The organism is Maridesulfovibrio salinus (genome assembly GCF_055394525.1).
In genome coordinates this window covers 2,787,427-2,800,474 of sequence record NZ_AP042461.1, presented here as the reverse complement: position 1 = coordinate 2,800,474, position 13,048 = coordinate 2,787,427, and the positions used below count along the sequence as shown (strand labels likewise).

General features: G+C 45.0%; 13 protein-coding genes. 6 read left to right on the top strand and 7 right to left on the bottom strand.

Annotated features, from left to right (window positions below):
- Positions 1-82: 82 nt before the first annotated feature.
- Positions 83-643, top strand: coding sequence for an elongation factor P (efp, locus tag ACZ5PW_RS12730; RefSeq protein ID WP_464554230.1), 561 nt, complete (start codon positions 83-85; stop codon positions 641-643).
- A 131-nt stretch (positions 644-774) separates the two neighbouring features.
- A complete protein-coding gene (locus ACZ5PW_RS12725) occupies positions 775-2,958 on the top strand; it encodes a DNA translocase FtsK (RefSeq protein WP_464554227.1) in 2,184 nt (727 codons plus the stop codon).
- Between the two features lie 57 nt (positions 2,959-3,015).
- On the opposite strand, the gene ACZ5PW_RS12720 is transcribed toward ACZ5PW_RS12725, so the two are convergent.
- Positions 3,016-3,483, bottom strand: coding sequence for an L-2-amino-thiazoline-4-carboxylic acid hydrolase (locus tag ACZ5PW_RS12720; RefSeq protein WP_464554224.1), 468 nt, complete (start codon positions 3,481-3,483; stop codon positions 3,016-3,018).
- A gap of 60 nt (positions 3,484-3,543) precedes the next feature.
- On the opposite strand from ACZ5PW_RS12720, the gene lolA reads away from it, so the two are divergent.
- On the top strand, positions 3,544-4,188 hold the full coding sequence (lolA, locus tag ACZ5PW_RS12715; RefSeq protein WP_464554223.1) for an outer membrane lipoprotein periplasmic chaperone LolA: 645 nt from the start codon (positions 3,544-3,546) through the stop codon (positions 4,186-4,188).
- 141 nt (positions 4,189-4,329) lie between these two features.
- Here lolA and ACZ5PW_RS12710 read toward each other — a convergent pair whose 3' ends face one another.
- From ACZ5PW_RS12710 to ACZ5PW_RS12685, 6 genes are read right to left on the bottom strand one after another with little or no spacing between them, the layout of a single operon-like run.
- Positions 4,330-5,001: an adenylate kinase gene (locus ACZ5PW_RS12710; protein ID WP_464554220.1), complete on the bottom strand. Its 672-nt coding sequence runs from the start codon at positions 4,999-5,001 to the stop codon at positions 4,330-4,332.
- A gap of 42 nt (positions 5,002-5,043) precedes the next feature.
- On the bottom strand, positions 5,044-6,099 hold the full coding sequence (gene tilS, locus ACZ5PW_RS12705; RefSeq protein ID WP_464554218.1) for a tRNA lysidine(34) synthetase TilS: 1,056 nt from the start codon (positions 6,097-6,099) through the stop codon (positions 5,044-5,046).
- A 60-nt stretch (positions 6,100-6,159) separates the two neighbouring features.
- A complete protein-coding gene (locus ACZ5PW_RS12700) occupies positions 6,160-6,495 on the bottom strand; it encodes a hypothetical protein (protein ID WP_464554214.1) in 336 nt (111 codons plus the stop codon).
- Between the two features lie 13 nt (positions 6,496-6,508).
- The gene (gene hemA / locus ACZ5PW_RS12695) at positions 6,509-7,828 is read right to left on the bottom strand and encodes a glutamyl-tRNA reductase (protein ID WP_464554210.1); all 1,320 of its coding nucleotides are present in this window, start codon (positions 7,826-7,828) and stop codon (positions 6,509-6,511) included.
- 2 nt (positions 7,829-7,830) lie between these two features.
- On the bottom strand, positions 7,831-8,658 hold the full coding sequence (locus ACZ5PW_RS12690) for a cytochrome C assembly family protein (RefSeq protein WP_464554208.1): 828 nt from the start codon (positions 8,656-8,658) through the stop codon (positions 7,831-7,833).
- Positions 8,645-9,322 (bottom strand): precorrin-2 dehydrogenase/sirohydrochlorin ferrochelatase family protein, encoded by a 678-nt coding sequence (locus ACZ5PW_RS12685; RefSeq protein WP_464554205.1) that lies wholly within the window; start codon positions 9,320-9,322, stop codon positions 8,645-8,647. The genes ACZ5PW_RS12690 and ACZ5PW_RS12685 overlap by 14 nt, the downstream gene beginning before the upstream one ends.
- A 102-nt stretch (positions 9,323-9,424) precedes the next feature.
- Between ACZ5PW_RS12685 and ACZ5PW_RS12680 the strand changes: the two genes are divergently transcribed.
- From ACZ5PW_RS12680 to ACZ5PW_RS12670, 3 genes are all read left to right on the top strand, one after another.
- Entirely contained in the window at positions 9,425-10,669 is a 1,245-nt protein-coding gene (locus tag ACZ5PW_RS12680) for a glycosyltransferase family 9 protein (protein WP_464554201.1), read from the top strand.
- Positions 10,670-10,727: 58 nt separating this feature from the next.
- Positions 10,728-12,002: a CgeB family protein gene (locus ACZ5PW_RS12675; protein WP_464554198.1), complete on the top strand. Its 1,275-nt coding sequence runs from the start codon at positions 10,728-10,730 to the stop codon at positions 12,000-12,002.
- 139 nt (positions 12,003-12,141) lie between these two features.
- Positions 12,142-13,017: a CheR family methyltransferase gene (locus ACZ5PW_RS12670; protein WP_464554195.1), complete on the top strand. Its 876-nt coding sequence runs from the start codon at positions 12,142-12,144 to the stop codon at positions 13,015-13,017.
- Positions 13,018-13,048 lie beyond the last annotated feature (31 nt).

The window sequence follows — 13,048 nt, the reverse complement described above, 5'->3', positions numbered from 1 at the left end:
CGCAAACAATACTGAAGACAGCAGGGCACTGCCCGTTTAAGGCCTTTCAAGGCCCTGCAAATAATATTTTATCGGAGGAATTATGATATCCACTAAAGATTTTAGAAATGGACTTAAAGTTGAAATTGAAGGTAAACCTTACGAAATAGTTGAGTTTCAGCACTTCAAGCCCGGAAAGGGAGGTGCTTTTGTCCGCACCAAACTCAAAAACATGTTTACCGGCCGTATCACTGACCAGACTTTCCGTTCCGGAGAAAAAGTTGATAAACCTGACATGGCCACCAAGGAAATGCAGTATCTTTATAAGGATGGTGAAGACTACGTTCTGATGGATCTTGAGTCCTATGAACAGATGAACGTTCCTGCAGATGTCATCGGGGTTGCCGGTGGTTTTCTTAAGGAAGGCGAAACCAACAAGGCTCTGCTTTACAATGGTAATGTAATCGGAATTGAACTGCCTGCTTCTGTCATTCTGACTGTTGCACAGACCGACCCCGGCATTCAGGGCGACCGTGTAAGTAATGCGACCAAGCCTGCAACACTTGAAACCGGACTTGTGATCAACGTTCCTCTTTTTATTAACGAAGAAGACAGAATCAAAGTTGACACACGTTCCAGTGAATACCTTGGCCGCGAAAAATAGCCATAAAAATTCATGTTATCATCCGGGGAGCCTCAAACTCCCCGGTATCAGTATAAAACCCCCGAACAGGTCGGGATCAAACGGAGGATAAGGCACTGCCAGACAAGAAGTTCGCAAAAGAAATTTCCGGAATGTTCTGGATATTTTTAGCACTATTTCTGTTTATCAGCATGTACTCGTATCATCCGGGCGATCCGACATTGAACCAGGCTGTAAGTTCAAGCTGGAAGGTTAAAAACCTTATCGGACCTGCCGGATCATATGTGGCCGGGCTTCTGGTTGATATGCTTGGTATCGGATCATGGCTGGTCCCTTTTTATATCCTTTTTCTGGGGATATCTTCTTTCATCCAGTCGCTAAAGCAGCCATGGTGGCGCTGGGCCGGACTGGGAGTTCTTTTTGTCTGCCTTCTGGCCTGGTCCTCTCATCCCTGGCTGGTTAAGTTTCAGAAAACTCTGGCCATCCATGAAGGTGGATTCATCGGTACGATCCTTTCTAAATGGTCTTTCAAATATTTAAAGCCCGTAGGGGCATTTCTTTTCTGGCTTTTTGCCACTCTGGCGGGCATTCAGCTGACTTTGAATCTCAGTTGGGCTGTAATCGGCAAAAGAATACGTTCTGTTTTCCTTGATTTCTGGTTCAAAAACAAAGAAAGAATCGAACGAAAGTCGAAACGAATGAAGGCTGAAAGAGCCATTAAGAAAGCTGAAAAGAAAAAGGTAAAAGCTAAAAAACAGGCTGAAAAAGCTGCCGAAGAAATTGAGCCGGAAGAAACCGACGAAGCCCTGATTGTACTGAAGCCTTTTGAAGAAGGCCCTGTAAAACAGGAAAAGCCGGTTAAAAAAAATAAGCCGAAACCTAAGAAAATAGATACCAGCACAGATTTTCCTCCTCTTGATGTGCTCACCGAGCCCAAGGTAAACGGAGTTCAGTTCAGTGAAAAAGATCTTGAGCAGAAGACTGAAAGTCTGAGGGATTGTCTGAATGACTTTAATATTGAAGGCGAAATCCAGCAGGTTATTCCCGGCCCGGTTGTCACCATGTTTGAATTCAAGCCTGCTCCGGGTATCAAGGTAAGTAAAATTGCAAACCTCACTGACGATATCGCAATGGCTCTGCGCGCTATTTCGGTTCGTATTGAAGCACCGATCCCCGGTAAGGATTCCGTGGGTATTGAGATTCCCAACGATAACCGCCAGACCGTTTTTCTGCGTGAGGTATTTGAACATAAATCTTTCACAGATTCCAAATCTGTTCTTACCATGGCTCTTGGCAAGGATATTCAGGGTGTTCCTGTCTCCGCTGATCTCGCTAAAATGCCTCACCTGCTGGTTGCAGGGGCTACCGGAGCAGGTAAAAGTGTCTGTCTGAACGGTCTGCTCATGAGCATGCTTTACAAGGCTGGCCCCGAAGAACTCAAGTTGCTGCTGATCGACCCCAAACGCATTGAACTTGCTGTCTATGCAAGCCTTCCACACCTTGTGCATCCGGTTGTAACGGATATGGCCCTCGCCAAAAGCGCTCTCGAATGGGCCGTTTTCGAAATGGACAAGCGTTATGACAATATGGCTAAACTTGGTGCGCGAAACATCGAGGGGTACAATAAGAAACTGGCCAAGATGGAAGGAGATCTTCCCGAAGATCTTGAACACCTCGAACCAATGCCGTTTCTGGTTATTATTGTTGATGAGTTAGCGGACCTGATGCTTACTGCGGGGAAAGATGTGGAGCAGAGCATTGTGCGGCTTGCCCAGCTTGCCCGAGCTGCTGGAATCCATTTGATCATCGCCACCCAGCGTCCGTCTGTTGATGTTGTTACCGGCCTGATCAAGGCTAACTTTCCTACCAGAATTTCATTTCAGGTGACATCAAAACATGACTCCAGAACAATTCTGGATACCATTGGCTCAGAAAAACTTCTCGGGCGCGGAGACATGCTTTTCAAGCCGAGTGGAGGACGACTCCGCAGGTTGCATGGCGCACTTGTAGAGGATGATGAGATCAAAGAAGTCGTAGATTTCTGGAAAACCAAATATCCTCAGGATTTCGAACTTGACTTCACTGACTGGAAGGATTCACCTTCCGGGCAGGGCGGTGGGGTAAATGGGGCTCCAAGTGACTCTGATGATCCCGTATATGGTGAAGCTGTCCAGTTTGTAATGGAACAGGGCAAGGCTTCCATCTCCTTATTACAGAGACGTTTCCGTATCGGGTTTAACCGGGCGGCACGCTTCATCGAGCAGATGGAACAGGACGGTATTTTAGGTCCGCAGGATGGAAGTAAACCAAGAACCGTACTGATCACTAAAGATTAGAATGCAATCGGCAGAAATGGCGCCTTATGCCGCTGACAAAAGCTGATTATGATTCGATTATGCCCATATAAATTCAAAGGGGCAGCAATCTCCGCCTTCGGCCAGGGTTGTTGCCCTTTTCATTTGCAATTTGTCACTATATCCTTTTGCGAATGGTTCATCCCTGCTGCATGAAAGGATTCTGCATAGTTCTTCCGGCAGTCCCATCTTTCTATATGATTCCTGATAATAGCAACGGGTAACTCTAATATTGAGTCTGTTTTCATGGATCGAAATGTCCTCGACGTTGATAGCATCGCCTTTTTTCCATATCTCAACCACAGTTGCGAAATGCTCCAAAGATGGTTTTTCAGCCTTGGAAGCAAAAGCCCGCCCGGCCTCAAAAGCTGAGTTACTTAGATTTGCCTTTATTATTTTTAAGGCCTTTTCATGGCCCAATTCCTCTTTCATGGTTTCATAAAGCTGGCCGTACAACTCAGCTTCTATAAGACGCCGGGAGATTTGTGATACAGGTTGTTCTTTCATAATTTACCTAAAAGAGTTAAGAATACGTTGTAGATGAACATAAAGTCCAAAAGGAGATATATGCGTTCCAGAATTTTGATTCTCACAATTTCAATACTGATGGTTATCTGTTCGACCGCTCTTGCCGGTGAACTGACTGCCGATATTCAGAAAACATATGATTCAATCAAAACTTTCAGAGCCGATTTTAGCCAGACTTTGACCAATGCCGCAAGCAAAGAACAGGAAACAAGAAATGGCAAAATCACTTTCAAACAGCCGTCACTGTTACGTTGGGAATCCACCAACCCTGAGAAGGAACTGCTGATTGTTGGTGAGTCTTTTGTCTGGGATTATTTTCCGGATGATCAACTGGCTTTGAAGTACCGGACAAAGCAGCTTTTCAATTCAAAAACCATGATCAAGTTCATTTCAGGTCAGGCAAGACTTGAAGAAGATTTTGTGGTTGAAAATCAAGGAGACGACAACGGACTGATCAAGCTCAAGTTATTGCCTCTTGAGCCGGAAACAGGGCTGGTGCTTGCTTATGTCTGGGTAAATCCTGAAAAGAAAATGCTGACCAAAATTCTTGTGGTGGACTTCTATGGTAACGGAAATGAAGTTGCCATGAGCAATATTGAAATCGACCCGGAAGTCGATGATTCAGAATTTGAGTTCATTCCGCCTGAAGGAGTGGACATAGAAGATAACACCAAAACCCAGTAAGCTTCTGAACAGATAGGTTTAAAAGGGAGAGTCATTGAGCTTTCCCTCTTGTCGTATTCCTTCGGGAATAATTCCTGAAAACAAGAAAAAGCCCTGCAGTCTTTCGACAGCAGGGCTTTTTTTATAGGCTGTTCAATCGAACTAGGAAAGCTGAGACATGAGGGTCTCTTTGATTTCGTCGATGGTGCCTTCACCATTGAGTTCGATATATTTGAAGCCAGCTTTAGGAGCCAGATCTTTGTAGAAGTATGCTGCTGCAATGGTACCGGTCTTGTCATCATAGTAGATGTCATGACGCTTGTTGATTGCTTCTTCGTCCTGGTCGTCAGCACGCTCGGAGAGAGCACCACCACATACGCGGCATTTGTCTCCATCGGGCTTGATAGCGTCGATAAATTTGTTGTTGGGGTGGTTGGGGTCGTTTTCGCAGAGACGACGGCCCATGATGCGGTTCTTGGCAACTTCGCGGGGAAGAAGGATTTCAATAACGAAGTCGAGCTTCACGCCGTCTTTTTCAAGAGCTTCCCAGAGTTTTTCAGCCTGAACGATGGAGCGGGGGAAACCGTCAAGGAGCCAACCGTTTTCACCGCTGGACTGGAGAACGTCAAGAACCATGGGAATGGTGATATCATCAGGAACGAGCTCGCCCTTGTCGATGTATTCCTTAGCTTTCATGCCGAGTTCGGTTCCACCACCGATGTGCTTACGGAAGATAGCGCCGGATTCAATGTGATCGAGGTCGTATTTTTTCTTGGCCAGAGCACCCTGAGTACCTTTACCACTGCCGTTGGGTCCAAAAATAAGAATATTCATCTGTTGTCCTCCTAAAGAATTAGTAACAAATTTCACAAAGTTCTAAACCTTGCCGCTCGCACTGTCAATGGTCTTTATCACTTTGAATAAAAGTCCTTTTTTACTGACTTTTACTTGCTTGCTTCCCGGAAATTGAATCGTTGTACCGGTTTTTTTTTCAATAAAAGCTCTGTCAAGGCGCATCATTGAGTCGGATAGGGCGTGGCCTTTACCAAGGCTGTCCAGTAACTTCTTATAAATACGGAGCCTTAAAGCAATATGGCTTTTGTTCAAAATTGAACAAGGTATCAATAATTCACCGGAGGACAATTCCTCAACATGAGCAATTGCTTTTTTTATTTCACCAGTCCAGAAATTTTCATCCAATTCTGCCTGTTCCTTGAGGCGGACAACTCCGTTTCCAAAACCGGGATTTTCTTTGGTCAGCAGTGGTAAAATCCTGTTGCGAACCCTGTTTCTTGTGTATTCATCAGACTGGTTGGATTCGTCTTCGCGCCAGGGGCAGCCAATCTCTTCAAGAAAACTCTGTAGTTCAATCTTTGGAGTGGAGAGCAAAGGGCGCAATAAATTGCGGTTCGGGTCAAACACGTCCATCCCGGCAAGGGCGGGCCAGCCGGTTCCGCGAATGAGACGCATGAGAAGATCCTCACATAGATCATCACGGTGATGCCCCAGCAGCAGAAAGTCACAGCCCAGTTTTTTCATGCTTTCCATGAAAAAATCGTAACGGATAATCCGGCCTGCCTCTTCAAAACCTATTGAGTTGTCAGCAGCGGATTTGCGGACGTCTGCTTTTAGGAATTCAGCCTTTACCTCCAGAGCTTTACAAAGCCGGGATACAAATTCCGCATCAGTAGCAGATTCCTCACGCAGACCATGATCCACATGCGCGCAAAAAACCCTGCCGCCCGATTTACGGGCAAGCAGGGTTGAAATAATCAGCAGGGCGGTCGAATCTATTCCACCGGATACACCGACCAGCATTTTACGGGAAGCAAAGTTGCATGCGGATTTAAGGTTGCCAAATTTCTCAATATCAAGACAAAGTCTGGCCTGCCTTGGCCCGAGTTCCTGAATAGAGCGGGGCAATATTATCATCGTCAGCCCTTAGGGCAAAACCCCTGTTATTATAGTTTTTCTGTAAAACTTAATTACAATCTAGCAGGCAACTTCAATATCAGTAATGAACTGGTCGAGGTAATTCATCATGTGGTTGCGTTGCTCGGGAGTTGCATAAGCAACACAGGAACAGCGGATCTTGTTTCTCGCACGCACCAGCAGCTCCACTTTGATAGAAGTTTCTTCCACTTCAAGCGCCATAAAGAAAGGACCGCATTCACCGAGATGTTCCTTTTGTTCATCGGTCAGCATCTCATCAGGAACCGGAAGATAAAAAATGCCCTCAATCGGGCCCTGAAATTCAAGTTCAGTGAGCGCATCAGAAATCTTTTTTACATCTTCTTCGTATATTTCATCCAGCAGATAATTTCTCATAGCTTAAAGTCCTTTATTCTTCAGAGTTATTCTTTCTTTTTCTTCCACAGTGGGCATCAGGTGGAATGGTATCGTTATCAAGATTGAACATGCGGCGGGCAAGATCAACAAACCTGTCGGCATTGCCTTCTTCTTCAGTCCGCCGTTTGAGAAAAATAACCGGCTCATGCAGGAGTTTCTTTCCGATAGCCATTGCCATTGTTTCCAATGCCTTGTGAGTCTTGGAATCTACATCCCCGAGCCTTTTCAGGGTTTTTGCAAGTTCCGCCTGTGCAACGCTTTCACTGCGGTTGAACAAATCCACAATTGTAGGCTGCAGATCAAGAGAGTTGAGCCAGTTGCCGAATGAAAGAGTCTCAAACTCGACTATGGAATCAGCCTTGCTTGCTTCATCTTCACGCTGGGCCTTGTTCTCTTCAACTACATCTTTGAGGTCATCAATATCGTAGAGATATACGTTATCAAGGCCGTTCACATCCGGGTCAATATCACGTGGAACCGCGATATCTATAAAGAACATGGGACGGAACTTTCTTTTCTTGATGACCTTTTTCATCTCCTTGGCCTTGATCACGGCATGAGGAGCACCTGTGGAGCTGATTACGATATCGGTTTCTTCCAGATGATCATAAAGATTTTCAAAAGCAACGGGCTTGCCGCCCATTGTTTTCGCAAGTTCCTCTGCCCGGGAGAACGTTCTGTTGGCGATGCTGATCTGTTCAACTCCGCTGTTCAGCAGATGCGTGGCTGCCAGTTCTGCCATTTCTCCGGCGCCTATGAGCATTGCGCGATGCCCGGCGAGTTCTCCGAAGATTTTCTTGGCAAGCTCTACAGCCGCGTAGCTTATGGATACGGCACTGGAGGCAATGGAAGTTTCAGTGCGCACCCGCTTGGCCACAAAGAAAGCTTTGTGCAGCATGCGGTTGATAATTACCCTTGCGGCTCCGACTTCTACTGCTTTCCTGTATGAATCCTTAAGCTGTCCGAGAATCTGAGGTTCTCCGACAATCATTGAATCAAGGCTGCAGGCTACCCGGAACAGGTGTTTTACCGCTTTAAGATTTTTATAGCAGTAAACATTGGGCTCCAGTTCGCTTACAGAACCGCAGCATTTTCCGGCCCAGTATTTCAGAACATCATCTTCGGATCTGTCCTCTTCACAGACGACCAGAATCTCGACTCTGTTACAGGTCGAAAGAGCCATGACTTCGCGCATGCCTGCATTCATCAGGCCGCTTTCAAAGTCTTCCACATTTGTCAGGGCGTATCGTTCACGCACATCAACGCCCGCAGAACGGTGGTTGAGGCCTATTAGATAAATATTATGGTCCATAATCAGACTTTAAAGCTATGGTGGGTGGGGACAAAGAAATTAATGCCCCACAGTGAAATCATGGTGATTACAAAAACGATGATCACCAGAATTGCCGGCTTTTTACCTCTCCAGCCCACGACAAGGCGCTGATGGAAGAGAAAAGCAAACAGAAACCAGACGATGAGAGTTACAATCTCTTTGGGGTCCCATGAAAACATCTTGGAGAAAGCGCCTCTGGCCCAGAGAAAGCCTGCGGCAAGTCCCAGTGTATAAAGGGGAAACCCGATGAGAATCGACCAATGATTCACATTGTCGAAGGTATTGAGAGAGGGCATATCCTTACCCATTCCGGTAAGATTAGCCTTGGTTTTGATTTTATTATTCAGGTACAGAAAGGCAATCCCGGCTCCGGCTGCCATGGCCATTAGTGCGATACTCACGAAAATTGTGCCGATATGCAGGCCGATGAAAAGACCTGCCAGATGGGCGGGCAGGGTGACCTTGAGGCTCTGGGACGCAAGAGATATGATAAAAAGAAGCAGTGCCAATGGCGAAGCTGTCAGCGCGAAAAATGTGCTGCGCACTTTCCACCACAGCCCGAAATAGACCAGAATAAAACTCCAGCCCAGCAGGCTGAAATAGAAATATCCTCCGCTGAGAACCGTTCCTTTATAAACAGTTACAGCCAGCAGAAGATCTATTGTATGCAGAATAAAACCGCCAATGGCGGCCAGATTACCCAATTTTCCTAGTGGGTTGCTGTTTTTAATGCTTCCCGCAAAGAACAGTCCTGTTCCCGCAAGGTAACAGGCTATAATAACATACTGGAATACTTCAAATAAGGTCATCAATCAGCTCCGGTATATGTGGGACGAGCTCGTCTGGCAGATTATCAGTCAGAATTTCACTGACCTTAACCATATTGCCTGCTTCCATTTCCTCTAAAATGGAAGAGCCGACAAGCTGCCTGAACAAAGCGGTGTTTTGGCTTGTTTCCTGCCCGAGGTCAAGGACCATAGGCCTGATTCTTCCCATTAAATTGATAAAAGCCGCATAATGAGGCCCAAAAACATTCTCTAGTTCACCGCGCACCTTACGGGTAAATGCGGGGGAACATCCGCCAGTAGAGACTGCAAGAGTGAGATCCCCTTGTCGGATGACAGAAGGGACAATAAAATTACTCCCTTCCGGGAAATCGGCAATATTGCACAGGATATTATTCTTTGAGCACAGTTCGTAAATGTTCCTGTTCACCCCGGTATTACTCGTGCACGCAAAAGCGATGAATTTATCATCAAGATCTTCAGAAGTGAATTCCCTCTGCTTGAAATCAACTCTCGGGTCCCGGCACAACTCTTCAAAATCTTTGCTTGGAGGCAGGGTGTCAATAACAGTAACGGATTCTGGGTCGCACTCAAGAAGTGATTTCAGCTTGCGGATTCCGACCGCTCCTGCTCCGACAAGCAGACATTTGCGGTTTTTAACTTTCAAAAAAATAGGGTAGTAGTTCATAGACGTCCTGCATAACAAAAGTGTGCCTGTATTGTAAAATGACAAAGTTGCTCTAAAAGGTTATTACTTGAGTATACAACATACTGCTTTAAAGGGATTTTTATGAACCGAGCCCTGATCATACAGCTTACGCGTTTCGGAGACCTGGTTCAGACCAAAAGATTGGTTCTGACTCTGGAAAACCGCAATTTTGAAGTACACCTCTGCGTTGACCGCTCGTTGAATGACCTTGCAGCCATACTTTATCCCAAAGCCGTAATTCATCCTGTAATCGCACATGGAACCGGGGTGGACGGTAATGGGACAGCCTCTGCACTCCCTTTTAACATGAATGCTTTCAGGGAATTGAAGGGTTGCGATTTTAGTGAAGTGTATAACCTCAATTTTTCCCCGATGAATTATGCAATGGCTGCAATGTTTCCCCCGGATAGAGTCAGGGGCCATTTTACTGTTAACGGTCAGAACATGAAGTCATCATGGTTTGAGCTGGCTTTCCGGCTTGCTTCCGAAAGAAGGAACAACATCAATCTTGTTGATTACTGGTCTGCCTTGAGCCCTGATATGATCTCGCCTGATCAGGTAAATCCTGCAGCATCCCCCAGAGGTGGAGGAATCGGCGTTGTTCTTGCCGGGAGGGAAACACGCCGTTCACTTCCTTATGAAGTAATCACTTCAATTTTATTGTCTGCCAGATCCACTAATAAAAATAAGAAAATATATCTGCTTGGAAGTTCAGCGGAACAGGAGGCTGCCCGTAAACTGCTTTCCAGACTTCCGGCTTCAGCTGCAAAGGATTCAATCAACCTTGCCGGAAAAACTGATTGGAAGGGACTTGCAGAAGCTGTATCCGGACTGGACTTTCTGCTCACTCCCGATACGGGAACAATGCATCTTGCCGCACATCTTGGAGTGCCTGTACTCGGTTTTTTTCTTTCTTCGGCATGGTGCACCGAAACAGGGCCTTACGGGGAAGGACACACGATAGTTCAGGCGGACACGGACTGTTCGCCTTGTGTGGAGTCCCTGCCGTGCCATTGCAATCTGAAATGCCTTGAACCATTCAAAAATCCGGGAATGGCCAGATTTGTAGCTACCAGGAAGCCGGAACATCTGCCGGAAGGACTTACTGTTTTCAAGTCAGAGTGCGATTTCCTAGGGACAGCCTTTAAGGCTGCTGCAGGAGATGATGCAACAAGTGAAAGAAGAGGCAGAATAAGACGATTCATCGGTTGCCATTTAGGATTGCTGGATATTGGGCAACATGGTCCTTTTCCTGATCTGGCTCAAAAATTTTATAAGGATAAGGATTGGATAGAGGCTGAAAGATATGATGTTAACTGTTTGTAATATAGAAATTATTCTGTTTTCGGATTCTTGGGTTTTGAATTAAGAGCTGAGGATAAATATGGACAATAATAAAGTTTTGCGAATCCTTGTTGTACTCCCTTTATACGGCGGATCGCTTCCGGTTGGAAGATTTTGCGTCTCCGCTTTGAAGGAGATGGGACACATTGTGGAAGTCTTTGAAGCTCCTTCTTTTTACGATGCGTATAACGCTCTGGATGAACTCAGGGTAACTGCTGACCGCCACCAATATCTGCAGAACAGCTTCCTGCAGATGCTTTCCCAGGCTGTTCTTGCTAAAGTCGAGACATTCGAACCAGATATGGTTCTGGCAATGGCTCAAGCTCCTCTTACACATCAGGCTCTTAAAAGGCTGCGCCGGGATAATGTAAAGACGGCCATGTGGTTTGTGGAGGATTTCAGACTCTTCACATACTGGCAGAGCTTTGCTCCTTTCTATGATGTATTCGCAGTTATCCAGAAAGAGCCTTTTTTGTCTGAACTCAAACAGATCGGTGTTGAGAATGTTGTATACCTGCCTCTGGCAGCACATCCCGATTTCCACAAACCTGTTGAACTCAGTCCCGGAGATTCCCGAAAATACGGTGGGGACGTCTCTTTTATGGGAGCGGGATACCCGAACCGCCGTATGGCTTTCAGGAAACTCATTCATCATGGTTTGAAAATATGGGGTTCCGAATGGGAAGGGGACCATGTTCTGGAACCATACCTTCAACTTGGTGGGCGCCGGGTTTCATCTGAGGAATGCGTAAAAATATTCAACGCGACAAAAATCAATCTGAACCTGCATTCATCAATTAATGCTGATCAACTTGTCAGTGGTGGTGACTTTATTAATCCAAGAACGTTTGAGCTTGCCGCATGCGGGGCTTTTCAGCTTGTAGATAGACGTGCATTGATGGACGAAGCTTTTGCCCATGACGAACTTGCCCATTTTGAAAATCTTCAGGATCTTGATGAAAAAATAGGCTTCTTTCTGGCGAACCCTGCTGAAAGGGATAAGTACGCTTCCAAGGCTCGTAAACGAGTTCTAGATGAACATACCTACGTGAAAAGAATGCAGAAATTGATCGATTTTACTGCAGATTCATATACTGAATGGCCCAAACTGAGATCTACTGAAAGTCTTTTTGGTCCAGAGTTTCCTGAGGAATTAAAAGGGGACATACTACAACTGATAGAAAGGCTGGGATTACCTTCCGATGTAGGTTTTGATGATCTTGTCACAGCTTTAAGAGGGCAGCAGGGTGAGCTCAGCCATATAGACGCGGCAGTTTTGTTCCTGGATGAATGGAGAAAAATATACAATAGATAAAGATTCTAACAAAAACTTTACTTTTAACATATATTTGTAAATATATGATACAGTCGATAATTGAAATATATAAACAAACAACATGTTTTATTAAATGAAAAATCATTGCCTTGTGAAATTGTAAAGAGAGAGAGTTTCTATGTCTAAACTTTTTTCTACAAGAGGGTTCAAGGGAAGTGTAAAGATAACTCCTGAAGAATTTAATGAACTCAGAGATCTGATATATGAACTTTCAGGTATTTTTTTGCAGGATAACAGAAGATTTCTTGTGGAGAACCGTTTTTCACATCGCTTGACGGAACTAAAAATCGATACCTATACTGATTATATCAAATATCTAAAGAACGGTCTTAAAGGAAAAACAGAAGAAATGAATATGCTGGAACTCATTACTACCAATGAGACCAGCTTTTTCAGAGATAATCCGCAATTAACGGCATTCCGAAACTACACTCTTAAGGAGCTTATAGAAGAGGGCAGTAAAAAGGGAAGGCGGGAAATAAAAATATGGTCTGCTGGCTGTTCGTCAGGCGAAGAACCATACACCTTATCAATAATACTTCATGAAACCTTAAAGCAGGACTTGAAGAATTGGAGAGTCAGGATTACCGCCAACGATATTTCTTCCAATGTTTTGGCCATGGCCAAAAAAGGTGTTTATACGAAATATGCTTTACGCACCACACCTAAACCAATAATTTCCAAATACTTCACTGAACTGGAAGGAGATCTGTTTGAAGTAAAGCCTGAAGTTAAGAAACTTGTAAATTTTGGTAAAATAAACCTGAATGACGACCGTTCAGTAAAACTGGTTCCAAAGTCAAACATAGTTTTTTGTAGAAACGTAATCATATATTTTGACAAGGAAATGAAAAAGAAAGTTCTTTCAGGCTTTTACAACAACCTCGTTGATGGGGGACATCTGTATGTCGGCCATTCAGAATCTCTGCATCTGATAACTAAAAATTTCAAGCCCATCCAGCATTCGGGAGCAATTTCATATTTAAAAATCTGAGCCGAGCGGCTACTTAAGCTGAGGTGATATA